The organism is Corynebacterium sp. MSK071 (genome assembly GCF_030232125.1).
In the GTDB taxonomy this organism is placed as follows: Bacteria; Actinomycetota; Actinomycetes; order Mycobacteriales; family Mycobacteriaceae; genus Corynebacterium; species Corynebacterium kefirresidentii.
Genome location: NZ_JASPJA010000005.1, coordinates 97,200 through 120,540, shown reverse-complemented (window position 1 = coordinate 120,540; position 23,341 = coordinate 97,200). Strand labels below are relative to the sequence as shown.

22 protein-coding genes are annotated in these 23,341 nt (G+C 57.9%); 7 read left to right on the top strand and 15 right to left on the bottom strand.

From position 1 onward, the window contains the following. Nucleotides 1-31 precede the first annotated feature (31 nt). The gene (locus QP990_RS05590; protein ID WP_239208420.1) at nt 32-904 is read right to left on the bottom strand and encodes a LysR family transcriptional regulator ArgP; all 873 of its coding nucleotides are present in this window, start codon (nt 902-904) and stop codon (nt 32-34) included. A 70-nt stretch (nt 905-974) separates the two neighbouring features. On the opposite strand from QP990_RS05590, the gene QP990_RS05585 reads away from it, so the two are divergent. Next, the gene (locus QP990_RS05585; RefSeq protein WP_239208419.1) at nt 975-1,667 is read left to right on the top strand and encodes a LysE/ArgO family amino acid transporter; all 693 of its coding nucleotides are present in this window, start codon (nt 975-977) and stop codon (nt 1,665-1,667) included. Between the two features lie 21 nt (nt 1,668-1,688). Here the strand turns inward: QP990_RS05585 and QP990_RS05580 are convergent, their stop codons facing one another. The 4 genes from QP990_RS05580 to gatB form a co-directional block, all read right to left on the bottom strand. Further along, nucleotides 1,689-2,759, bottom strand: coding sequence for an aldo/keto reductase (locus QP990_RS05580; RefSeq protein ID WP_239208418.1), 1,071 nt, complete (start codon nt 2,757-2,759; stop codon nt 1,689-1,691). 16 nt (nt 2,760-2,775) lie between these two features. Then, nucleotides 2,776-4,203: a hypothetical protein gene (locus QP990_RS05575; protein WP_239208417.1), complete on the bottom strand. Its 1,428-nt coding sequence runs from the start codon at nt 4,201-4,203 to the stop codon at nt 2,776-2,778. Between the two features lie 203 nt (nt 4,204-4,406). After that, nucleotides 4,407-5,459, bottom strand: coding sequence for an NAD(P)-dependent alcohol dehydrogenase (locus QP990_RS05570; protein WP_284798674.1), 1,053 nt, complete (start codon nt 5,457-5,459; stop codon nt 4,407-4,409). 136 nt (nt 5,460-5,595) lie between these two features. After that, entirely contained in the window at nt 5,596-7,101 is a 1,506-nt protein-coding gene (gene gatB, locus QP990_RS05565) for an Asp-tRNA(Asn)/Glu-tRNA(Gln) amidotransferase subunit GatB (protein WP_234288100.1), read from the bottom strand. A gap of 57 nt (nt 7,102-7,158) precedes the next feature. On the opposite strand from gatB, the gene QP990_RS05560 reads away from it, so the two are divergent. Further along, nucleotides 7,159-7,944, top strand: coding sequence for a DUF4261 domain-containing protein (locus QP990_RS05560; protein ID WP_239208887.1), 786 nt, complete (start codon nt 7,159-7,161; stop codon nt 7,942-7,944). On the opposite strand, the gene QP990_RS05555 is transcribed toward QP990_RS05560, so the two are convergent. From QP990_RS05555 to QP990_RS05545, 3 genes are all read right to left on the bottom strand, one after another. Beyond that, a complete protein-coding gene (locus tag QP990_RS05555) occupies nt 7,941-8,924 on the bottom strand; it encodes a bile acid:sodium symporter family protein (RefSeq protein WP_396127277.1) in 984 nt (327 codons plus the stop codon). The two genes, QP990_RS05560 and QP990_RS05555, sit on opposite strands and share 4 nt — an antisense overlap. A gap of 79 nt (nt 8,925-9,003) precedes the next feature. Beyond that, the gene (locus QP990_RS05550) at nt 9,004-10,035 is read right to left on the bottom strand and encodes an ATP-dependent 6-phosphofructokinase (RefSeq protein WP_023021719.1); all 1,032 of its coding nucleotides are present in this window, start codon (nt 10,033-10,035) and stop codon (nt 9,004-9,006) included. A 24-nt stretch (nt 10,036-10,059) separates the two neighbouring features. Continuing rightward, nucleotides 10,060-11,436: an MFS transporter gene (locus QP990_RS05545; protein ID WP_239208883.1), complete on the bottom strand. Its 1,377-nt coding sequence runs from the start codon at nt 11,434-11,436 to the stop codon at nt 10,060-10,062. A 47-nt stretch (nt 11,437-11,483) separates the two neighbouring features. Here QP990_RS05545 and QP990_RS05540 point away from each other — a divergent pair, with 47 nt between their 5' ends. After that, nucleotides 11,484-11,807 carry a hypothetical protein gene (locus tag QP990_RS05540; RefSeq protein WP_005323344.1) on the top strand — a complete coding sequence of 108 codons (324 nt, stop codon included), beginning with the start codon at nt 11,484-11,486 and terminating at the stop codon, nt 11,805-11,807. 76 nt (nt 11,808-11,883) lie between these two features. On the opposite strand, the gene QP990_RS05535 is transcribed toward QP990_RS05540, so the two are convergent. The 3 genes from QP990_RS05535 to gatC all read right to left on the bottom strand — a co-directional run bounded on the left by QP990_RS05535 (nt 11,884) and on the right by gatC (nt 14,250). Next, complete coding sequence (locus tag QP990_RS05535; RefSeq protein ID WP_239208881.1) at nt 11,884-12,378, bottom strand: META domain-containing protein; 495 nt, start codon at nt 12,376-12,378, stop codon at nt 11,884-11,886. Nucleotides 12,379-12,465: 87 nt separating this feature from the next. Continuing rightward, nucleotides 12,466-13,953 (bottom strand): Asp-tRNA(Asn)/Glu-tRNA(Gln) amidotransferase subunit GatA, encoded by a 1,488-nt coding sequence (gatA, locus tag QP990_RS05530; RefSeq protein ID WP_239208879.1) that lies wholly within the window; start codon nt 13,951-13,953, stop codon nt 12,466-12,468. Further along, nucleotides 13,954-14,250, bottom strand: coding sequence for an Asp-tRNA(Asn)/Glu-tRNA(Gln) amidotransferase subunit GatC (gene gatC / locus QP990_RS05525; protein WP_034656449.1), 297 nt, complete (start codon nt 14,248-14,250; stop codon nt 13,954-13,956). 204 nt (nt 14,251-14,454) lie between these two features. On the opposite strand from gatC, the gene QP990_RS05520 reads away from it, so the two are divergent. Then, a complete protein-coding gene (locus QP990_RS05520; protein ID WP_239208877.1) occupies nt 14,455-15,114 on the top strand; it encodes an amino acid-binding ACT domain protein in 660 nt (219 codons plus the stop codon). A gap of 10 nt (nt 15,115-15,124) precedes the next feature. Here the strand turns inward: QP990_RS05520 and ligA are convergent, their stop codons facing one another. Then, entirely contained in the window at nt 15,125-17,194 is a 2,070-nt protein-coding gene (gene ligA / locus QP990_RS05515; RefSeq protein ID WP_275434463.1) for an NAD-dependent DNA ligase LigA, read from the bottom strand. 45 nt (nt 17,195-17,239) lie between these two features. On the opposite strand from ligA, the gene QP990_RS05510 reads away from it, so the two are divergent. Together QP990_RS05510 and QP990_RS05505 are read left to right on the top strand one after the other, a co-directional pair. Continuing rightward, nucleotides 17,240-17,911, top strand: a complete 672-nt coding sequence (locus QP990_RS05510) for a 3'-5' exonuclease (RefSeq protein ID WP_200287671.1) — start codon at nt 17,240-17,242, stop codon at nt 17,909-17,911. A 78-nt stretch (nt 17,912-17,989) separates the two neighbouring features. Continuing rightward, the gene (locus tag QP990_RS05505; RefSeq protein WP_284798667.1) at nt 17,990-19,105 is read left to right on the top strand and encodes an ATP-binding protein; all 1,116 of its coding nucleotides are present in this window, start codon (nt 17,990-17,992) and stop codon (nt 19,103-19,105) included. Here the strand turns inward: QP990_RS05505 and QP990_RS05500 are convergent. Together QP990_RS05500 and mnmA are read right to left on the bottom strand one after the other, a co-directional pair. Continuing rightward, a complete protein-coding gene (locus QP990_RS05500; RefSeq protein ID WP_396127274.1) occupies nt 19,102-19,995 on the bottom strand; it encodes a methionine synthase in 894 nt (297 codons plus the stop codon). The genes QP990_RS05505 and QP990_RS05500 overlap by 4 nt on opposite strands. A 24-nt stretch (nt 19,996-20,019) precedes the next feature. Continuing rightward, nucleotides 20,020-21,105, bottom strand: a complete 1,086-nt coding sequence (gene mnmA, locus QP990_RS05495) for a tRNA 2-thiouridine(34) synthase MnmA (protein WP_023021730.1) — start codon at nt 21,103-21,105, stop codon at nt 20,020-20,022. A 94-nt stretch (nt 21,106-21,199) separates the two neighbouring features. Here mnmA and QP990_RS05490 point away from each other — a divergent pair, with 94 nt between their 5' ends. Beyond that, entirely contained in the window at nt 21,200-22,036 is an 837-nt protein-coding gene (locus QP990_RS05490; RefSeq protein ID WP_239205686.1) for a spermidine synthase, read from the top strand. Here the strand turns inward: QP990_RS05490 and QP990_RS05485 are convergent. After that, nucleotides 22,017-23,177, bottom strand: coding sequence for a glycoside hydrolase family 25 protein (locus QP990_RS05485; RefSeq protein WP_023021732.1), 1,161 nt, complete (start codon nt 23,175-23,177; stop codon nt 22,017-22,019). The two genes, QP990_RS05490 and QP990_RS05485, sit on opposite strands and share 20 nt — an antisense overlap. Nucleotides 23,178-23,341 lie beyond the last annotated feature (164 nt).

The following is a 23,341-nucleotide window of genomic DNA, read 5'->3' as shown; positions in this document are numbered from 1 at the left end:
CCCGCCACGGCGCGCCGTTGCAGCAAACTGGCTAGAGTGCTTCCAAGCCGCTTGCGGCCTCAATCACCGAACGCGTGAGCTCACCCAAAACCTCCGATTCCAAACGCCAACGCTGCCAATAGAGGTCGATATCGAGCGGGGAGCCGTCGAGAAGCACCAGCTCTTTCGCCTCCAAAAGCGGCAGTGCCTGGGCTTGGGGCAGCAATCCCCACCCTAGGCCGACCCGAACCGCCTCGAGGTAGCCCTCGGAAGAGGGAATCTGCGACACCCGGGCACGCACCACGGCCGAATCAATGAAGCGCTCGCGCATGGCATCATCCAATACCTGATCGTTGGGACCATATCCCACCAAAGGCATGGTTTCCCAGGTCAGCCGACCGCTATGGAAGCTTTCTGCAATATGTGGCGCCGCGACTGGAAAGTAGCGCATAGTGCCCAAAAAGCTAGACTCGCAACCCGAAACTGGTGTGGCCTCCCTCGTTACTGCGCCCAGCACATCGCCACGCCGCAACATGGCTAAGGTGCGTGCTTCATCCTCAATCCGGATGCGCAAGGCGACGTCACCCCGCCGCGCGGTATCGCTTAGAACCCTCCTAAACCACGTCGCCAAAGAATCCGAATTTACTGCGACAGACAGCGGGACCCGAGCTAGGCGATGGCCGAGGCGGGCATCCGTTTCTGCCTGCACTAACGCCATGCGGCGCGCGGACTGAACAAGGATCTCGCCCGCTTCCGTGGCGGTTACCGGGGTGGCACGGCGAAGGAGTACTCGTCCGGTGCTCGATTCCAAGGCCTTGATACGCTGACTCACCGCAGACGGCGATATACCGAGCACGGCTGCGGCAACATCGAAGCTGCCTTCGTCCACGATCGCAAGCAAGGTTTCTAGGTGCACCGGATTCATGAAGCCATTCTAAACCAACTGAAGAAGCATTAACTGGACTAATCCAGCCTAAGAAATCACACTAGAAGGCATGTCCATCGTGCTTGCTGGTTTCTTTCTGGGATTATCGCTCATCGTGGCCGTCGGCCCGCAAAATGCCATGCTGCTTAAATTCGGCATCCGCCGTGATCACATCGGTTTAATCATTGCCGTCTGCGCGCTTTCCGACGTCATCCTGATTACCTCCGGCACAGCCGGCGTGGGCTACCTGGTCGAAAAGTTTCCCAACGCCCTGCAAGTCCTGAAATACGTTGGCGCGGCTTACCTGGCCTATTTTACTTTTACCTGCTTCCGCGATGCGTTAAAGACGAAGGGCGAGGCCATTGAGGTCGAATCCACACAGCCTAAGGTCCCGCAGGAAGTAGCCACCTTCGATGGTTCCACGTCACGCAGCACGACGAAGACTAAAACTCGGGTGGAGATAAAGCGCTCCCCCTCCTGGGTTAAGCCACTATTGACCGCCCTGGCCTTAACGTGGCTGAACCCAGGCGCCTACGTAGACGTGGTGGTCATGCTCGGCAGCATCGCCAACCAATACGGCGAATCAGGGCGCTGGCTTTTCGCCGTGGGTGCTATCTGCGCCAGCTTCACTTGGTTCCCCTTCATCGGCTTTGGCGCTGCACGTTTTTCCCATGTGTTGTCCCGACCCACGGTATGGCGTTGGATCAACTTCGGTATCGGCGTCATCATGATTGGCCTAACGCTCAAGTTGCTCCTGCTCTAGGGGCCGGGTTCAAAGGGCCGCCTAATTGCCGCGAACGCGCGACGCGGTCGCACCGGCCCACCGGTTGATTCCGGCGTCGTGGGCGACGTCGTCAATCGCGCCCAGCTCCTCTGCACTGAAGTCGAGGTTGTCCAGTGCCCCTAGGTTATGCTCGAGCTGCTCCACCGAAGAAGCGCCCAACAGCGCCGAGGTTAGCGTGCGATCGCCTTGGTCGCGCAGTACCCACGAAATAGCCATCTGAGCTAGAGACTGTCCACGCTTACGCGCAATATCGTTGAGGTCGCGAATCATGGACAGGTTCTCCTCGTTGAGCCAGCCCTTTTCCAAGGTCTTATCTTGTGCCGCGCGAGAGTCTGCGGGAATGCCATCGATATAGCGATCGGTCAGCATGCCCTGTGCCAGCGGCCCGAAGCCGATGACTCCCAATCCGCTACGCCCGGTGACGTCAAGCAACGACTCGCCATCTTCGCCCGGACGCTCAATCCAGCGGTTGAGAATGGAATAGCTTGGCTGATGAATCAGCAATGGGCAGCCTTCGTCTTCCATGAATTCCACGGCCTCCGCGGTAAGCTCCGGACCGTAGGAAGAAATGCCCACGTAGAGGGCCTTGCCGGAAGCTACGATATCGCGCAGTGCATAAAGGGTTTCTTCCAGCGGGGTATCTGGATCCGGGCGGTGGTGATAAAAAATGTCCACGTAGTCCAAGCCCATTCGCTTGAGGGACGCGTCCAAGGAGCTCACCAGGTACTTGCGGGAGCCACCAAAGCCGTAGGGGGAATCATTCATCACCCAGCCGGCCTTGGAAGAGATGATCATTTCATCACGGAAGGGACGGAAATCGCGGGCGAAGATGCGGCCGAAGTTGTCTTCGGCGGCGCCAGGTTCTGGGCCATAGTTATTGGCCAAATCGAAATGAGTAATCCCCCGGTCATACGCTGCACGTAGAATCTCGCGCTGCGTGGCCAGGGGACGATCGTCACCGAAGTTCTGCCATAGGCCAAGGGAAATGGCCGGCAGCTTCAGCCCAGAGTTGCCTACTCGGCGGTACTCCATCGAATCATAACGGTCAGATGCGGGTGCATAGATACTCATGGCACCCATTGTCCGCTTAATTCTTCGGTTTGTCAGTCTGCGGAAGCTCCTCATCTTCCTCGGGGTCGCCGGATGCCCCGGTTTCTTCGACCCACTTTTCAATTTCCTCCGGGGTGCGGTCGGTTTCTACCGCATCGCGCTCGGTGTAGTAGGAGTAATCGTGGCGCTTTTCTTCGTACTTTTCCTTGTCAAAGTCCACGTCATCGTCGCCGTCGAGCTCTTCGGTGACTTCCTCCACCAGCTCATCGTAGAGGGCCTCGTTGTCCATATTGGAGTCCTCGATGTGCTGGCCAATTTCATCGTCGTAACGCTCGGCGTCGTAATCCTTGTCTGGGTGCAGCTTCAGGTGCATGAGGGCTCGTACGCGCTCGCGACGCACTGCCTCGTCCTGGATCTGGGACTGGCTACGGAACCACGCAAAAACCAAGATGGCGACCATGAGGATTCCCATGTAGCCAATGATTGGATAGATGTAGTTCATCAAGGTCTTAAAGCCGGCAAAGGAAACAGCGAAACCAGCCAAGCAGCCGATGACGAAGATGACCGGGTAGCGCTTCTCATGGCCGGCAGACAGGCGCTTACCCAGCGCGTAGAACATGCCGATGGCGGTATTGAAGATCATCAAGTAAATGATGACCGCCATGACAGCGCCCAATGTGGGATTGACGTCATCGACCAGAGACAACATCGGAATATCGGAGCCTTGTGCCTTATCCGAGTTCATCAGCAAAGAGAAACCGGCAAGACCCATCATGACGGAGTAGATAATGCCGCCCACGACGCCGCCCCAGCCGGCCTCGCGCGGGCTAATATTATCGCCGCCGATAACCAGGGACATAGATACGGCTAGCATCAGAGCAAGGCCGTTGTAGTTCAGTGCGGAAATCAGCCAGTTGCCAATCGGAGTATCGATCTGACTCGAAGCGTCTAGGGCCGCCCCAATGTCATCCGGCATATTGAGTCCGGTGTAGATGGCTACGCCAATGACCGCAATGATGATGGACGGTGTGACCGTACCGATAACCTTGGAAACCTTATCCACGTCGAGCATGCCGACGAGCAAGACCAAGACCAGCATGAGCGTGGAACCAATCCACGTCTTCCAGCCAAATTGCTGTTCCATGTTGGAGCCGGCACCGGCCAGCATCACAAAACCAATGGCAAAGAGGGTGATGATGACCGCCACATCCAGCAATTTGGAGACGATCGGGTGGGTGACATTGCGGAAAACAGTATTGTGTTCCGAGGCGTGGAAATAGCTTCCCAGCTGCAAGAACACTGTACCCGCGAGGGTCATGACGAGTGCGGCGATAATGATGCCAGGAATGCCCCAGGTGCCAAAGGCAGTGAAGTACTGCACCACCTCTTGTCCCGTGGCAAAGCCTGCGCCGACCAACAAGCCCACGAAGGACATTGCAATGGCGATAATGTTTTTAGAAGACACAGTTGCCTAACTTTTGTAGCGAATATCTCTCGCATACTGGTGCGCGCGGCCCCTTTGTCCCCCGCTCCCCAGCACGTGGGCTACGCAACACCGATATGCGTTCCTTAAGGAATGGTACGTAAGTGACCCGCCAAACACCTACTGATGCATACCGATGTTGTGCTAAATCACATATGGGGATTCAGCGAAATCAACCAAACGCCTTAGTCTTCGAAGGTCGCGGTATCAATCACAAAGCGGAATTTCACGTCCCCGGCTACCACGCGCTCATAGGCAGCATCGACATCGTTGACGCCGATCTTCTCAATGACGGCACCAATGCCGTACTCGGCACAAAAGTCCAGCATCTCCTGGGTCTCAGCGATACCGCCGATATTATTGCCCGTCAGCACCTTACCGCCGCCGACGAGGCTGCCCATATGGATTCCCAGCTCCTCTGGTGGCAGCCCTACCACGGACATGATGCCGCGCGGCTTGAGCAGCTGCAGGTAATCATCGAGAGAGTACTGGGCAGAAATGGTGGACAGGATGACATCGAATTCGCCGCGGTGGTTGGCAAAGAAGTCCTCGTCTTCACCGGTGGCCAAAATGTGCTTCGCACCAAGCTCGTAGGCCTCCTTCTCCTTGCGCAAGGAGCGGGAAATCACGGTCACTTCCGCACCCTTTGCCGCCGCGATTTGGACACCCATGTGGCCCAATCCGCCTAAGCCCACTACAGCGACCTTGTCACCTTCCTTGACCTGCCAGCGTGCCAGCGGCGAATAGGTGGTAATTCCCGCGCACAGCAGCGGGGCCGCTTCGTCAAAATCGATGCCCTCTGGGATGGTGCATACAAATCCTTCGTTGACGACTACCTTCTGAGCGTAGCCACCTTGGGTAATGGTGCCGTCCACGTCCTCGGAGTTATAGGTTCCTACATTGCCGTTAAGGCAGTTCTGCTCCTGTCCATTGCGGCATTGCTCGCACTCGCCACAGGAATTTACTAAGCATCCCACGCCAACGCGGTCGCCGACCTTGAATTTAGTGACCTTATCGCCCACGGCTTCTACAACACCGGCGATCTCATGGCCCACCGTCAGTGGGAAGTGGGCTTCGCCCCACTCGTTTTGAATGGTGTGGATATCGGAGTGGCAAATGCCCGCAGCTTTGATATCAATGACCACGTCATCCTCGCGCGGATCGCGGCGCTCGATTTCTACGACCTTAAAGGGAGCTTCAGGACTTTCCTTTTGCAATACTTTGCTCTTAATTGACATGCCCACAACCCTACGCCCACCCCTACTGACCTCGCCTAACGAAAATAATCACCAATTTTGACAGGAAATGAGGGCACAAAAGCCAGCCACGCGTCCTGTTCGAGGAAGTGCGAGCGCGGCTGGCTTAACGTGGTGCTTAGTTAAGCTTTTCTGCGATGAGCTTATTGACCTGACCAGGATCGGCCTTACCCTGGGTGGCCTTCATGACCGCACCCACAATGGCACCGGTTACCTTCTTATTGCCGGCACGGTACTTCTCCACGATGTCCGGGTTAGCTGCCAGCGCATCATCCACGGCCTTTTCAATGGCTCCATCGTCGCGCACGACCTCCAAGCCGCGCTTTTCGACGACCTCATCGACGTCGCCTTCGCCCGCCAACACGCCATCTACCGCCTTACGCGCCAGCTTGGTAGTCAGCTTCCCTTCATTGACGAGCGCGATAACGCGCGCCACCTGCTGCGGGGTAATGGACAAACCTGCAAGGTCGGTTTCCTTCTCGTTGGCCTTGCCTGCTAGATAGGAAACCCACCAAGAGCGCGCCTCGTCCGGCTTCGCGCCGGCCTCAACGGTATCCACGATGAGGTCGAGTGCGCCGGCGTTGACCAAGTCGCGCATCTCTTCATCCTTGATGCCCCACTCTTCCTGAATGCGCGCACGGCGAACCCATGGCAGCTCCGGAAGGGTCTGGCGCAGTTCTTCTACCCACTCGCGTGGGGCGATGACCGGTGGAAGATCCGGGTCATTGAAGTAACGGTAATCCTCCGCGGTCTCCTTCGGACGCCCCTTGGAGGTAGTGCCGTCGGTCTCTTGGTAGTGGCGGGTTTCCTGATCGATGGTGCCGCCATCTTCAAGTACCTGTGCCTGGCGCTGCATCTCGAAGCGAACCGCCTGTTCCACAGAACGCAGGGAGTTGATGTTCTTGGTCTCGGTACGGGTGCCGAATTCTTCCTGCCCCACTGGGCGCAGAGACAGGTTGGAGTCCACACGCATCGAGCCCTGATCCATACGGGCATCGGAAACGCCTAGGGCTGCCACAAGCTCACGCAGAGCGGAAACATAGGCCTTAGCCACCTCCGGTGCACGCTCGCCGGCGCCGACGATCGGCTTGGTGACAATTTCAATGAGAGGAATGCCCGCACGGTTGCAATCCACCAAGGAAGCCGTAGCACCGTGAATACGGCCGTCCACGCCGCCCAAGTGGGTCAGCTTGCCGGTGTCTTCCTCCATGTGCGCGCGCTCAATTTCCACCCGCCACTCGGTGCCGTCCTCCAGAACTACGTCCAAGTAGCCGTCGTAGGCAATCGGCTCGTCATACTGGGAAATCTGGTAGTTCTTTGGCTGGTCCGGGTAAAAATAATTCTTGCGGGCAAAGCGAGAGGACTCGGCAATGGAGCAATTAAGCGCCAAGCCAATCTTGATGGCGCCCTCCACGCCCTTGGAATTTACTACCGGCAGCGCACCGGGCAGACCCAGTGAGACCGGGTCAACGTTGGAGTTAGGCGCTGCGTTGAAGTTCGTAGGAGAGGTAGAAAACATCTTGGTTTCCGTATCCAGCTCTACGTGGACTTCCATGCCCATTACCGGCTCGAACTTTTCTAGGACCTCATCAAAGTCCATCAGGTCATACATCGCAGCAGTCATGCGTGCCATCTTAATACGTCCATGCACCCGCGCGCTCACGCCCCTAAGCTGAATATTATGACTACACCACATAGCGTTGATGCTCAGCTTATCGATGCCCCTTTGATCAACATCGCAGTCTTTCGCACTGCCCCCACGCCCGAGGAGGTAAGCGAGCGTTTGACCACCACTTTTGCCGATCGCTTGGGAGACATCACTCCGGGCAAGAATCCCGGTAGCCTCATGGCCGAGCTCGATGATTCATTCTTATTGCACTACCAAGCCATCGATACCCCTCCCACCCGCGATAGTTATGGTCTCCACCCCATTTTGAGCGCGGACGCACGCGGTCTCGATTCTGCCACCGCACAAATCCTCGTCTCCGTACTTCCCCGGGATGCAGAAGACAACCGTGCCAAGCAGTTTCGTGAGGCTCGCCGCGAGCACCTAGAGCTGCTCTCTAAAGCCACCGCTGTGGTAGCCGAACACCCAGAATGCCTCATCGTCCACAACCCCAGAGGCAACGTATCTATCGCTCCGAATACGTTCCTCGAGGCCGTTCGGGACAACCTTGCCCCGATGCACATTGCGCCAGTGTGGCTCACCCAAAAGGGAAACAAGATTCTGGGTTATACCGTGGGGCTAGTCCAAGCAGGTCACCCCGAAGTCCAGGCGGCCACCGAATCGATGGATCCCACCGATCTCTATTACAAGCTGGCTAATATCGCAGACCACGTTCTCCAAGGCGCCACCGTCAAGGACGGCGACACCTTAAGCTTCGAAGAAGGTCAGCCGCCCCTGACCGCACAGGAAGAACCCTGGTTTGTAGACGAGTCTCTTCCAGCGGTCACGATTGGTTTCTAGCTAGTTCTCTCCTTCCTACGGGAATCCACATAGCGGCAGATGGCAGCCAACACCGCACCGGAAAGGTTGTGCCACACGGAAAAGACGGCTCCTGGCAGAGCAGCCAATGGGTTCATATACGTCGATGCCAAGGAGGTGGCCAAGCCGGAGTTTTGCATGCCCACCTCGACGGCCATCGTGCGCCGAGCAGCGACTGGCTGCTTGGTTATCAATCCGGCTAGGTAGCCCAGACCGTAGCCACACCCGTTGTGGATAATCACGGCGGCAAAGACCAGCGCACCGGCGCTGGCGATGGTGTCGTGCGCTCCGCCCACCACGATGCACACGATGGCGGAAATCGCCGCAACCGAAATCCAAGGCAATGCCGAGTTAATCCTTGCCACCACCCGCGGCGCCAGCATGCCTATGAGGATGCCGGCGACGACAGGAATGAGCACCACCTTCACAATGGACCATGCCATAGACGAAGCGGAAACCGGCATATACTCCCCTGCCAGCCACAAGGTCAGCAACGGGGTAAACACCGGTGCCAATAGGGTGGAAATCGAGGTCATGGTCACCGACAGGGCTACATCGCCACGCGCTAAATAGGACACCACATTAGAGCTCGTTCCACCGGGAGCGCAGCCTACAAGAATGACCCCGGCCGCTACCGCTTCTGGGAGGTCCATGATTGCTACCACCGCCAATGCCACCATCGGCATGATGACAAACTGCGCAACTACTCCGATGAGCACGGGAAGCGGCCGGCGGGCCACCAAGGCAAAGTCCACCGGCTTGAGGGTAAGGCCCATACCAAACATGACAATGCCCAGCAGCGGGGTGACCTGCGGGGCAAAGGATGCCGCGGTATTCGGTGCAAAGTATCCAATCACGCCGCCGATAATCACGAGCACCGGAAAGCCTAGCGCTGCGATAAATGCTTGGCGGTCTTGAGCTGCGGAGGGCACAGTAGCCGCCGCCATCCGATTATCTGTCATGCTATCGATACTCATAGACAAAAGAGTACGCTCCCACCCAGTGGGAGCGCTATCCTAATATTCGAAATGTGCGTGGTCTCTACCCAAAGAGCGCTTGTGCATTGCGGTAACGCGATTCCGGCACTGTCTTAAGGGTTCCCACGGCCTCCTCCAACGGAACTAGATCAATATCCTCGCCATGGAGAGCTACACACATACCTGACTTGCCTTCATGGGTAGCACGGGCTGCGTGCACGCCGTATCGAGTTGCCAGAACGCGGTCATAGGCAGTCGGTGTACCGCCGCGCTGGATGTGTCCCAGCACCGTCGTTCGCACGTCATATCCAGTGCGCGCCTTGATCTCATCGCCAATAACCTGGCCAATACCGTTGAAAGTCTGGTGTCCGAATTGATCCACGCCGCCGGCTTCGAAGTCCATCGTCCCCTCCTTGGGGAGGGCGCCTTCTGCAACGCAAATAATGCCGTATTTTTCACCCATTTGGAAGCGGCGCTCCATCGCCTTGGTGATTTCTGCGATATCGAAGGGCTCCTCGGGCACCACCGTGTAATGCGCGCCACCAGCCATGCCCGCGTGCAAGGCAATCCACCCCACATGGCGGCCCATTACCTCCACAATCAGAATACGGTTATGAGATTCCGCGGTGGTATGTAAGCGGTCAATAGCATCGGTAGCTACAGATACTGCGGTATCAAAACCAAAGGTGTAGTCGGTGGCATTGACGTCGTTGTCAATGGTCTTTGGAACACCTACTACCGGCACCCCATTATCGGATAGCCACTTTGCCCCCTTGAGGGTGCCCTCGCCTCCGATGGCAATGAGGGCATCCACTTCGGCATCGGCCATATTGGATTTAATCTGATCAAGACCCGCCTTAAACTTATCCGGATGCAGGCGGCCAGTGCCTAGGATGGTGCCACCGCGCAACAAAATGCGGTCGATTTCTGCATCATCATAGAGGTCGCGGCGGCGGTCCTCCATCAGGCCCACCCAACCGTCTTCATAACCTACGACGGTATCTCCAAATTCATTGGATGCGGTACGCACAACCGCACGAATTACAGCATTGAGGCCGGGGCAATCGCCACCGGACGTTAAAACACCTAGACGCATACCTACCAATCTAGCGCGCTATTTTTAGCCCTGCAGAGTGTCCCGAAAGCAGAGAGCAGAAACCAAGCCCACCACCAGCGCAACCACGATGACAAGGAGCGAATTAATAAGTGCCACTGCTGGGTCACCTGTTTGCATAACGGCAGACACTAAGGCGACGCCCACTACGGAACCCACTTGGCGGGAGGTGTTATACACGCCAGAAGCAGCACCCATGAGGACCGGCGGCACATCGCGCAGGGTGGTCGCTGCGTTGGACCCCCAGATGAAAGACTGCCCCACACCAAGGCCTGCAAGGGGCAGCCCGAGCACCCACGGCAGGGCGTCTACATGCATCACCCACCATGCCGCAAGCAGCGAAAGAATAAGGATGGAAAATCCCACCACCCCAAGAATTCGAGGATTCACATAATCCGCCATAATTCCCGCGAGCGGAGATATCAGTAGAGAAACCAGAGCCATTGGCGCCACGATAATGCCAGCCTCGCCTGCTGGAATGCCCTGCATGGTCTGCAGCCACAACATGATGGGTAGCATCACTGCAGCCGCCATAAACCCCATGGCAATAATGCCCACCGAGCCGGCAAGGTAATTGCGGTCGCGAAAGAGCGTCAGCGGCACCAGCGGGCTCGCCCCGCGGGCATCGGCGGTAGCCTGCAATCGAATAAAACCTGCGCTAGCGATTGCTCCGGCGAGCAGAATAAGCCAAATGGTCCAGCCCCACCCCAGTACTGGTCCCTGTTGGATGCCAAAGACAATCGCCGCCAACGCGATCAGAGAAACAACGGCCGATGGCGCATCGATAGACTGCGCGGTAGTAGGCAACTCGGGCACCCACCACAGCGCCAGCACGATGGCCAGCACCACGAAAGGAATGTGTACCCAAAAGGCGGCCTGCCAACCGAAGTTTCCCACTAAGAAGCCTCCGGCGAGTGGACCGACAAGTGCTGCAATCGAGCCGATTACACCCCACACGCCCAACGCACGTCCACGGCGCTCGCGTGCGAAGATTCGGTTGATGACGGACATACTTTGCGGCATCTGGAGAGATGCCCCAACGCCTTGCACGGCACGCGCGGCAATGAGTACTTCTACTTGGGGAGCTATGGCACAAACCATCGCACCGACCCCGAAGATAGCCACGCCCAGACAAAACATCCGGCGTTGGCTCAAAACGTCGCCCAGACGGCCGGCGAAGAGCAACGGCACCACTGCAGCCAATAAATAGGACGCGGATACCCACATGGCCTGGTTTACACCCGCGTCTAGATCACGTTGCAGGTTCGGCAGCGCGACCGCCACCATGGATTGGTCCAGAAGAGACACAAAGAATCCCAGGGACAGTGCAAACATGGCGCGCCATGCTTGGCGCTCAGGCGGCAAGTGCGTCTCCACAGTCATAGCCATAAAGTCTAGCGGGGCCAGAAGTATCGGCCTAGACTGGCCGCATGTCCATGATTGATATCAAAAAGCCCCAAGACGTATCTACCGCCACTACTGTCACCCTCGGTCTTATCGGCGGGTGGGTGACCGCCCGCGAGACCGGAATCCGCCCGCTCGGCGGCGTTATCCTCGCCGCCGCTGGCGTGTGGGCAGGCCGCTCTTGGGCAAAGAAAACCACTCCGGCTACCACTGCTGGCCTGTGTGCACTCTACGTGGGCGCATTCGGCGCCTCCCACCCGTTGGCGAAGAAGATTGGCGCCTGGCCAGCCGTCCTTAGCGTGACCGCGGCCTCGGCGGGCGCAGCCTATGCGCTTTCCGACGCCAAGTAATCCCCCCACACACACAAAATGCGCACCATGCCCGAAGACATGGTGCGCATCTTTAGTTTTAGTGTGCTGCGAGTTTTTACTTGGCAACACTAAACTCGGCCGCAGCTTCCTCGCTGCCCAAGGCGACGGTGCCGCCAGGGAGGTTAAAGAAGGAAGGCTTGGACTCAAGGAGGCCGAGCAGGGCGTCGGAAAGCTGCTGCGTATGCTCATCGCACGCCGCGCGGGTGGAGTTAAACTCGCCGACGCTGATGGTGCCATCCGCAGCCACCTTGTAGGTGGTGGTGTAAGTATTGCAGCCATCATTCATCACCAAGGAGTGGTCCTTGGCAAATTCGACGCTAAACTTTCCTTCTTCCTTAATGGAGTGGAGAGTTCCAGTGATGGTCTGCCCCTCGATGTGAGGCTCCAGCTTCTCCGCGCCCTTCGGCAGCGGGGCAATAAGCCCAGAGTTGGTCGGCGCGGTCATGCTGAACCCCGGATCGATGGAGGGCACCTGCGCGGCATTGGCAACGCCCACGCCCATGAGTGCAGCGGCGGACAGCGAAAAAATTGCGGTCTTCTTGAAATGCATACCCGATAATTTTACCCCCGCCGAATACAAATTCAACGGGGGCAGATAAACCTTTATGGAATTGCCAGGGACCCCACAGGAAGTCGCTTATTTATTGCGGCCAGCTTCATAGGCAGCGCCGACCTTGTACAGGCGGTCATCTTGGAAGGCTGGCGCCATGATCTGCAGACCGGTGGGCAAATTGGTATCGCTTGCCATACCGGATGGCACAGACATGCCGCACAGGCCAGCCAGGTTCAGCGGCAGAGTGCACAGGTCAAAGTTGTACATTGCCATCGGATCCTCGGCCTTCTCCCCCAGCTTAAACGCGGTAGTCGGGGTGGTCGGGGAAACAATTACGTCAACCTGCTCGAAGGCGCGAGCAAAGTCCTGGGCAATGAGCGTACGCACGCGCTGCGCCTGCAGATAGTAGGCATCGTAGTAGCCCACGGACAGTGCATAAGTACCCAGCATGATGCGGCGCTTGACCTCTGGGCCAAAGCCTTCTGCACGAGACTGGGACATGACCTGCTCGGCAGAGTGGGAGCCGTCATCTCCCGCACGCAGGCCGTAGCGCATGCCATCGAAACGCGCCAGGTTAGAGGACACCTCGCACGGCATGATCAGGTAGTACGCTGCCAGGGCGTCGTCAAAGTGCGGGCAATCTACCTCGACAATCTCCGCACCCTGCTCGCGCAACTGCTCAACGGCGGCATGGTAGTTCTCCATCACGCCTTCCTGCCAGCCATCGCGCTCAAATTGCTTAATCAGGCCGACCTTGACTCCAGAGAGGTCCCCCGTAGCACCCTCGCGTGCAGCGGCGACAACCGGCGCTACCGGCTTATCAACGGAAGTAGCATCGAAAGCATCGTGGCCAGCGATGACCTCGTGCAGGAGCGCGGTATCGAGGACAGTGCGGCCGCACGGGCCCGCTTGGTCGAGGGACGAGGCAGCAGCGATAAGACCGTAGCGGGACACGGTGCCGTAGGTCGGCTTTACGCCAACGGTGTTGGTCAGTGCAGCTGGCTGGCGGATGGAACCACCGGTATCGGTACCGATGCCAAGCGGCGCCTGACCGGATGCAAGCGCAGCAGCGGTACCACCGCCGGAGCCGCCTGGGGTGCGCTCCGTGTCATAAGGGTTATGCGCTGGGCCAAAAGCAGAGTTCTCATTGGAAGAACCCATAGCAAACTCATCCAGGTTGGTCTTGCCCAGGATGGGGATTCCAGCCTCGCGCAGGCGCTTGGTCACGGTGGCGTCATAGGGAGAAACGTAGCCCTCCAGCATCTTGGAAGCGGCGGTTGTCGGCGCATCGGTGGTAACCAGCAGGTCCTTAAGCGCCAGCGGCACGCCGGCCAGACCAGAAGCAGGCTCTTCGCCGGCATCGAGTGCCTTATCCACGGCGTCGGCAGCCGCGAGGGCTTCTTCCGCACCCACATGCAGGAAGGAGTTGAGCTCCTCGTTGGTCTCTGCAATGCGGTCTAGGAATGCCTGGGTTACCTCGCGGGAAGTAATTTCACGGGCGTGAATCTTCTCCGCCAGCTCGGCAGCAGTCAGGGAGGTCAGGCCCTCCGCGGGAACGGTCAGGTTAGACATTTATTCTCCTCCCAGGATCTGTGGCACAACGAAGCGCTCTTCTTCTACGGCCGGTGCTTGGTCCAAGGCCTGTTCTGCAGTAAGGGTGCGCACAATAACGTCCTCGCGCATCGGGGCGTCCACGGAGTGCGGGTGGCTCATCGGCTCCACGCCCTCGGTATCAACGTTTCCCACCGCGGAAACCGAATCAACAATTTCATCAATCTGCGTTGCGAACTGGGCTAGCTCTTCCTCACTGAGGGCCAGGCGGGAAAGCTTGGCGAGGTGGGCTACCTCATCACGCGAAATCTCAGACACGCGAACTCCATCCTTTTTCTGCATAATTGACACGCGGGTGAAAAATATTCACCGTCAGCATGTACTATGTGAATTGCTAACGACCCATGGTACTGCACCGACCACGACGGTTGCCGCGTCACCCCAAATTTGCGTTGCTTGAAGCCCGCATTGTGACGCACGTATCATGTCTGGGACTACAAACTACCGAAAGCGTGCAAGACCATGTCCTTTTTGATCCGCGTACTGCTCCCCGATGCTCCTGGCAGCTTGGGCCAGCTTGCCGACGCCTTTGGACTCGTCGATGGCAATATCCAATCGGTCGATATCGTAGAAAACTTTCCCGATGGAACAGTCATGGATGACATTGTCATTGAGTTGCCGCAAGGCACCATGGCCGATGTCCTCATTACCGCCGCCTCCTCTGTCGAGGGCGTGGAGGTCGACTCCATCCGCCCATTCAGCGGCCGCGTAGACCGCCGCGGGCAAATCGAGCTCCTTGCACGAGTTGCCCATGCCACGAATGTCACTGCCGCTATGGAAGAGGTAGTAGCCGCGATCCCAAGGGCTCTAACCTCCACGTGGTGCATCGTCATCGACAATAACGAGCCCATCCACCGCGTAGCTTCTTCCAATGCCGCCCCCGAAGATGACGGCACCGTTCCTCACGATATCGAGGTGGAAAGCGCCCGCGTGCTCAGCCCCGAGCGTGATGAATGGATCCCGGAAAGTTGGTCCCTTCTCGATTCCGCCCTAGCCGCCGCCCCGCTCGGCGATACCGGCCTAGTTATAGCCATGGGCCGCACCGGCGGCCCTGACTACCTAGCTTCCGAGGTGGAGCACCTAGGTCACATCGGCACTATCTTGGGCAGCTTCCTCAAGTAGCCGGACCGATTTAGGCTTCACCTGTTTCTAGTAGCTGCTGGAATTCCGCTTCATTGAGAATCGGGATTTCCAGCTCACGGGCTTTATCCTCCTTCGAACCGGCGTTTTCGCCAGCCACGAGATAGGAGGTCTTCTTCGAGACCGAACCGGTAGCCTTTCCGCCACGAGAAACAATAGCTTCTTTCGCGGAATCACGGGTGAAGTTCTCCAAGCTGCCGGTCACCACGATGGTCAGACCCTCTAGAGTCTGCTCCTTGTGGTCTTCCACCGCTACCTCCATAGCCACCCCTGCGGCAGCCCATTTGTCCACGATAGTGCGGTGCCAGTCCACTTCGAACCAATCATGGAAAGATTGTGCGATGGTCATACCCACGCCATCGACTTCTGCCAGCTCCTCCGTTTTGGCTGCGCGTAGCTTTTCCATGGCTCCATAGCGGGAGGCCAGCGCCCGAGCGGCAATTGGCCCCACGTGACGAATAGACAGCGCGACCAGGACGCGCCAGAAGTCACGGCCTTTGACCTCATCCAGATTCTTTAACAAGTTCTGTCCGGCCGTATTGACCTTGACATTTCCTTCTTTTTTGGTGCGCTTGTCCTTTGTATCCTTCTTCGCCGTGTAGACGTCCGAGGCCAGGAGCTTTTCCTCGGTGAGCTCGAAAAGCTCTGATTCGTCGACGAGAATACCATTTTCAATTAAGTCCATTGCCCCCTTCTCGCCCAGGGCCTCAATGTCCAGTGCCTTGCGCGAGGCCAAATACTCCAAGCGCGCGGAAAGCTGTGCTGGGCACGATTGGGTATTGGGGCACCGCCAATCCGCGTCGCCGTCTTTTTGTGGGGCCAACTTCGTGCCGCATGCCGGGCAGTTCTCCGGGAATGCCCACTCATACTCGCTACCATCGCGCTGCTCGCGCACTGGTCCGAGCACCTCCGGGATAATCTCGCCCGCCTTGCGAATGATGACGGTATCCCCGATAAGCACACCCTTGCGCTTTACCTCGGACTGATTATGCAAGGTAGCCATGGACACTGTGGAACCGGAGACAAAGACCGGCTCCATAATGGCAAACGGGGTCACTCGCCCGGTACGCCCAACACCCACCTCAATGCCCTTAAGCTTTGTAGTCACCTCTTCCGGTGGATACTTATAGGCAATGGCCCAGCGCGGGGCGCGGGAAGTCGCACCCAGTGCGCGCTGCGAGCCCAAATCATCTACCTTGACGACGAGTCCATCCATCTCAAAGATGGCATCGTGGCGGTGTTCTGCCCAATGTGCCACCTCGTCCTGGACCTGCTCAGCCGAGTAAACCTGCTTGGTATATGGGGAAACGGGCAGCCCCCAAGCCGCAATTGCCTTATAAGCATCATGTTGGGAAGTGGGTGAAAATCCCTCGCGCGCGCCTAGCCCGTGACACACCATTTTCAGGCGGCGCTTTTTCACCTCGGCGCGATCCTTCATGCGCAGTCCACCTGCCGCGGCATTGCGCGGATTAGCAAACTTTTCCTTGCCATCGGCCGCGCGCTCCTCATTGATCTCTTCAAAATCCTCGGGGCGCATATAGACTTCGCCGCGAATCTCGATCAGCTCTGGGACCGGGTATTCATCTGTCCCCTTGAGCTCATGCGGAATGTCTTCAATCACGCGTGCATTAGCAGTGATGTCTTCGCCCACTGTGCCATCGCCACGGGTCGCGGCGGTAGTCAGGCGCCCATTGCGATAGACCAAATCGATAGACAAGCCATCAATCTTGAGCTCAGTCAGATAAGTCTTTGCTGGGGTTCTATCGAGCCAATCCTGCATCTCGCCAGCGCTAAAGACATTGTCCAAGCTCATCATGCGCTCAAGGTGTTCAATATCCTCACCGGCGCTCGGTGCAGCACCCACCTGCTGGGTAGGTGAATCAGGCACGGCAAGCTCAGGATGTTCTTCTTCGAGTGCAAGAAGGCGTTGGAAGAGGGCATCAAAGTCGGCGTCGGGAATAGCCGGCTCACCGTTGTAGTACAGGTTGCGGTGGCGGCGCACTTCCTGCGCAAGGTCATTCCATTCACGGTGCAGATCAACTGGATTAGTCACGCTGCTCAAGTGTAGCTATCCCTCGTGTCGGGGCTAGCTACTAAGGTATTGATCATGACTTTCGACGCCTCCCGCATGCTCGCCTTCGACCTTGAGACCACCTCGGCCAATCCCAAAGAAGCCCGCATCGTCACCTCTGCCTTAGTCCGCATTGATGGCCGCGATGTACAAAAGGTGGAGCACCTCGCCGATCCCGGAATCGAGATCCCGGAGGAAGCGACCAACGTGCATGGCATCACTACCGAAAAAGCCCGCGCCGAGGGCCGACCGCACGAAGAGGTTCTGAAAGATACGGTCGCGGCCATCAAGGCCGCCTGGGAGGATGGTCTAACGCTCATTGTCTACAACGCTGCTTTTGATCTCACCGTGCTGCGGAGCCTCACCGGCGATTTCACGGTCACTGGCCCGGTCTATGACCCCTATGTAATCGACCGCGTCAGCGATAAATGGCGCAAGGGCAAGCGCACCCTTGGCGCAGTGTGCGAGCACTACGGCGTCGAGTTGGGCAACGCCCACGAAGCTACTGCCGACGCCCTCGCAGCCGCCCGCGTCGCTTGGAAACAGGTACGCCAGCACTACCCCAACTTGGCGCAGATGGATGAAAACGAGCTCATGGAATTCCAGGCGGTCAAGTGGTACGAGGATCGGACTGCATTTAAGAAATACCTAGAGGGCAAGGGCCGCGATGCCTCGGATGTCTCGACTGCATGGCCCCTCATCGGATAAAGTCTCCCAAATCTCCTAGATCTCCAAGTACGGCTAAAAGTCTCCCAAATCTCCGACAACAAGGGTTACACTAGCGTTATGGAAAATCCGTTCCGCCCTACATTCGGCGCTCCTCCCCTGTTCTGGGTCGGGCGCGGTATCGTGCTCGATAGCTTCCGAACTGCGCTCGATGGCTCGGCAGGCAATGCTTCCCGCTCCATGGTGCTCAGCGGTGCAAGGGGCATCGGCAAGACTGTTCTCATCAACGAGTTGGAGGACATCGCCGAGGCCCGAGGGTGGGTAACGCTACGCGCCTCAGGGCGCTCCACCATGGTCGAGGAACTGGTCAATACCACCATCCCCAGGCTGCTTGAACAACTCTCGCCGAGCGACAAGAAGAAGGTCAGCCGCATCGGCGGCGTGGGATCAATCGGCTTCGACCATCAAAAGGAAGATCGCTTCACCCCCACGCTGAATACTCGCCTGCGTGAGCTTTCCACAGAGCTAAAAGGCACCGGAATCCGGCTTACCATCGACGAGGTGCAAGACGCCGATGTCGATGAACTCACCACCATCGCCGTGGCCTACCAAGACCTGGTGCGCGATGAAATTGATATCGCTTTGGTAGCCGCCGGCCTTCCCCAAGGGGTCAACCACCTATTGGATTTGCCCGGGGTGACGTTTCTGCGCCGGGCCCAGAAGTTCGTCTTAGGACCGCTGTCTCCGGCCAATTCGCAGCAGGCTCTAGAGCACACAGCGTCTGGCTCGGGGTTAGAGTTTAGCCCCGAGGCGACTAGGGACGCCGCAGCGCTTACGCGCGGCTACCCGTACCTCGTGCAATTGGTTGGCTCGCTGGCATGGGAGCGCAGTCGCCAGAACCAAGAAAGTGGCATTTCTCAGGAGACGATTGCCTCGATAGCTCCAGATGCGATTTCAATTATGGGCGCGCAGGTACACCAGCCTGCGACGTTGACCTTGCCACCGGCACAGCGGGAGTTTTTGGAAGCAATGGCCGCAGTGGAGCTAGACGGCGTGGCCACCATCGCCGACATAGCAGGACACATGGACCGCACTGTACGATCCTTGTCCGCCACTCGCCAGCGGCTTATCGACGCCGACCTGATCGAACCCACCGCACACGGCAAACTGCGCTACGTCATCCCTTATATGGGCGAATACTTCACCGCCACGGATAGCCGCGGGCGTGTCGATTAAAGATCGCCGGCGTCCCGGACGAGGATGTCGGCGGTCTCAGTGACAGAACGAAGCGAACTAGCCGAAGCCGCACTGGGAAAAACATCGAAGTGGTCGACCAATAGCTCGCGCGGCATACCTATGCGATCAAGGTGGGAAGCTAGGGCGATTGCTTCCTCCCTCGCATCTTTGCCGAGAATGCCCAAGCCGATGCGGTAGCCCGCACTGAGGTGCTCGCCCAATCCGTCATAGTGCTGTGGGGTGGAAAGCTGCTGGCGAAAGCGCGAATCAACCAAAAAAGTCTTCGCTGCGCGCGCCACCGACCAAATAGGCGCAGCATGCACATAGTCGACCTCAAACGCTAAAAGGCTTTCTAGGACGACTTCCTCTGGGACCGCTGGTATCGAGTCAAAATCAGTAGTCCCGGGAATCCGGCCAGCAATGATATCTGCCAGTAGCGGTTCATCGAGTTGTACGTGCACCTCGCCGTGGAAACGGCTTGCCACATCGTGGGCATGGGTGTGGAGGCCGTGTAAGAGGGCATCGGAAAGCTCTGCGAAAGCGCTAGAGTCAGTGAACACGCGGTGGCCATCGGAGAGCTCGATGCTCGCCGCCAAAGACCAGGGCCCCAAGGCTTGCACCTTAATGTGGGAAACCGTCTCGCCCCAGACCCCCTGAACCTCATCGAGGTCGCGTTCTAAGCGATCCCAGGTCCGCCGCGTCAAAAGCTGCGGACGCGCAGTCATGCGCCACGACCGCGGACCACGATCGATATTGATGGCTTCGAGCATGCTGGCCGTACGCCCAACCGCATCGGAGCCGAGTCCCCTATCAGGAAGCTGCGGGATAGCGGGAAGGTCAGTCTCACTGATTATGATGTCCGCCGCCTCCGCTACGGAAGTGCCGGGCATGGGGCCAAGTGCAAAGCCGGCCATCTAGGCCGTCCCGCAAATGGTGCCGGACCCGATAACGATATCGCCAAGCTCGTCTGGCGACGGCAAATACAGCACCGCCGCCTGGCCACGAGCCACGCCGGAAAGCGGTTCCTTAAGCTCAAGGCGCATCTCATCCGCATCGCGGTCGACGTGCGCGACACAAGGCACCACGGAACCATGCGCACGCACCTGAACCTCGCACTCGAAGTCCCCATCCATGGCTGGGTGAAGGTACTTCAGGCGGTCAGCTTGAATTGAGGTCACGGCCAAGTCCTCGCGGGCACCGACGGTCACCGTGCCCGTAGAAGCATCGATGTCGGTGACGTAGCGGGGACGGCCGTCGGCAGCCGGCGCCTTGATGTCTAGGCCCTTTCGCTGACCGATGGTGTAGTTCCATGCACCATCGTGCTCTTTAAGCTCCGTGCCCTCCTGATCCACGATCAGGCCAGGGCGAAGCCCGATGCGAGCGCCCAAAAATGCCTGAGTGTTGCCGTCGGGAATGAAGCAAATATCATAGGAATCCGGCTTCTTCGCGGTGGAAAAGCCATGCGCCGCGGCCTCTTCACGGATCTGCGGCTTAGGAGTATCGCCAATGGGGAAAAAGCAGTGCTCCAGCTCTTCGGCCGAGATGACGCCCAAGACATAAGACTGGTCCTTATTCTCATCCAAAGAACGGCGCATGTAGCCGTTTTCGTCAATGGTGGCATAGTGACCCGTCGCCACAGCATCGAAGCCGAGCGCCATGCCCTTTTGTAGCAGTGCCCGGAACTTAATCTTCTCGTTGCAGCGCAAGCAAGGATTAGGTGTCTCGCCGCGAGCATAGGAATCCACGAAGTCCGTGATGACTTCTTCTCTAAATTCCTCCGAAAAATCCCACACATAGAAGGGGATGCCCAACTTATCGCAGATGCGGCGAGCATCGGCTGAATCCTCCAGCGAGCAGCAACCGCGCGCTTTCTCTCTGGTTTGCTGCGCGTCCTTGTGCAGGGCGAGGTGAACGCCAATCACCTCATGGCCAGCTTCTACCGCCCGGGCGGCGGCAACAGATGAGTCCACGCCGCCGGACATGGCAACCAATACTCGCATCTCGCTCCCCAATTCACCTTGACTACAGGCCCGAAAGTCTACTCCCTAGCCCCAACGCGGTTTAAATCGAATCCATTCCCTAAGCTTGTGTCACATGGGAAGAAAGCGAGCCTCCACCGAACAAGGAATCACCGGCACCTACGAAATCTCGACCGGAACAGCCGAGGTTGTGGCGGATGAGTTCCGCGATGGAGCCTATATCCTCAACGTTAACGGCGTGCCGAGTAGCCACATCGTGCTGGGCGAGCCAGAAGAATTGGAGTTCGAATACATGCGCTGGATTGCAGCGGCCGTCGAACACCTCAATACTCGGCCAGCGAATAAGCTGCGTGTCACCCACCTAGGTGGCGCAGGCTGCTCCCTTCCACGCTATTTTGCCAGCAAGCTCCCGGGTAGCCGCCACACGGTGGTCGAACTCGACGCCAAACTGGGGGAATTGGTGCGTACGCTTTTCGACGTCCCCCGTTCCCCTACCGTGAAGATCCGCGCCGGCGAAGCACGCAAAGAAACCGAGGGGTTCCTGCCCGCCAGCCGTGACATCATCATCCGTGATGTATTTGCTGGCGATAAGACTCCGGCTAGCCTCACCACCGTGGAGTTCTTCCAGGCTGCAAAGCAGGCACTAGAGCCAGGTGGACTCTATATTGCCAATTGCGGAGACCATTCTGATCTGCAGCTAGCAAAAAGCGAACTGGCCGGACTAAGCAAGGTTTTTGACCACCTCGCGGTCATCGCGGACCCACCAATGCTTAAAGGCCGGCGCTACGGAAACATCATCCTTATAGCCTCGGATACAGAAATGCCAGCCGAGGGCTCCATTGAAGCCGCTCAGCTGGCTAAGGCACTCCTTGGCGGGGCGGTGCCTGCCCACTACAAGGACGAGGCGTGGACCCGCGCGTTTTTCGCTGGTGCTACTGCAGCACGCGATTAAGTAGCGTGGCTACTTGGCCCGCATCGAAATCGGGAACATCAGCGCCAGCCTTCTTGGCCGCGTTCTTAGCCTCCGAAACTTCGGACTCGGAGACATTGCCAGACTTAACGTTGTTCACGTGACCGGCATTGTCCAACAGGATTGCTAGGTCACTGACAGAGAAGTTCCCCTTTGCCATATCACCCAGATCTTCTACTGGGAGGGCATCCTTGTCCTGCAAGGTCTTCACGAAGCCTGCTAGGCCTTGCGCTGCTTGGGGGTCAAGGCCGGACTTTTCGGCGGCGTCGACAAGCTGTGGTATCGCAATCAGTCCTGCTGCGAGGGCTAGGATAGCGCCGATAAGCGGCGTGCTGTCCGAGCTTAGGTCAACGCCATCGCCCACCACGAGCTGTTCGAGCGCGCCGCCGACATCCACATAATTTCCATCGCTAAAGGACTGCAGCTGCTGCTTGGAACCATTAAAAAGGTTCATATCAACGTCGGTAGGAATTCCTGCCACTTTGCCGGAGCCAGAACGCTGCCAGAAGGATAGCTTCTTCCAGCCACCCACGGCCTCGGGCGCCTGATCCTGATAGGCCGCAAGCCACAACGGCATATCCGAGAACTTCTGGGAGTTATTCATCTGCCCCATCCAGAAGTACTTGTAGGTGTAGATCATGGGAGTGCGGCCGGTAAGGCGCTTGAGCTCACTGGTAAATTCTTCGATCCACTGCTCCAACTGGGCCGCGGATTTACCTTCATCCACCTCGATATCGAGTGCGGGAGGCAATGTCTGATCTGGCGCCAGCGCAATCTGCGCGGCAAAGTTCGCCGCTTGCGTTTTGGCGTCAGTCGATGGACGAGCGTAGTGATATGCGCCTGTCTTAAGGCCGGCAGCGTGGGCGGCCTGAACATCTTCGACGTAGTGCGGATTTACCCAATCCCCACCCTCAGTTGCTTTTACAAATGCAAAAGACTGACCGTCAGTACGTACCTTAGACCAATCGATGGGCGTGCCGCCCGGGTGCTGGTGTGCCGCAACGTCCACGCCCTTAGGGGCGCCAAAGCTCACCGCCTGGGCAACAGCGGTACCACTAATAGCTAGTGCAGCCACGGTAACTACCGCAGTAATACTCTTTCGGAGTGCCTTCTTTGAAGTCATGCGCGTGAGTCTAACAATGGTTTCACTCTATCAGCATCTTTAACACGCACCACTTGAGATAATTTTCTTTTCTTCTATTTCTGTCACCGTAGGCAATTTCACCATTTAGAACATATTTTTGCCCCCTCTTGTGGCGGGCGCACCCACAGCGTAAGATAGACACC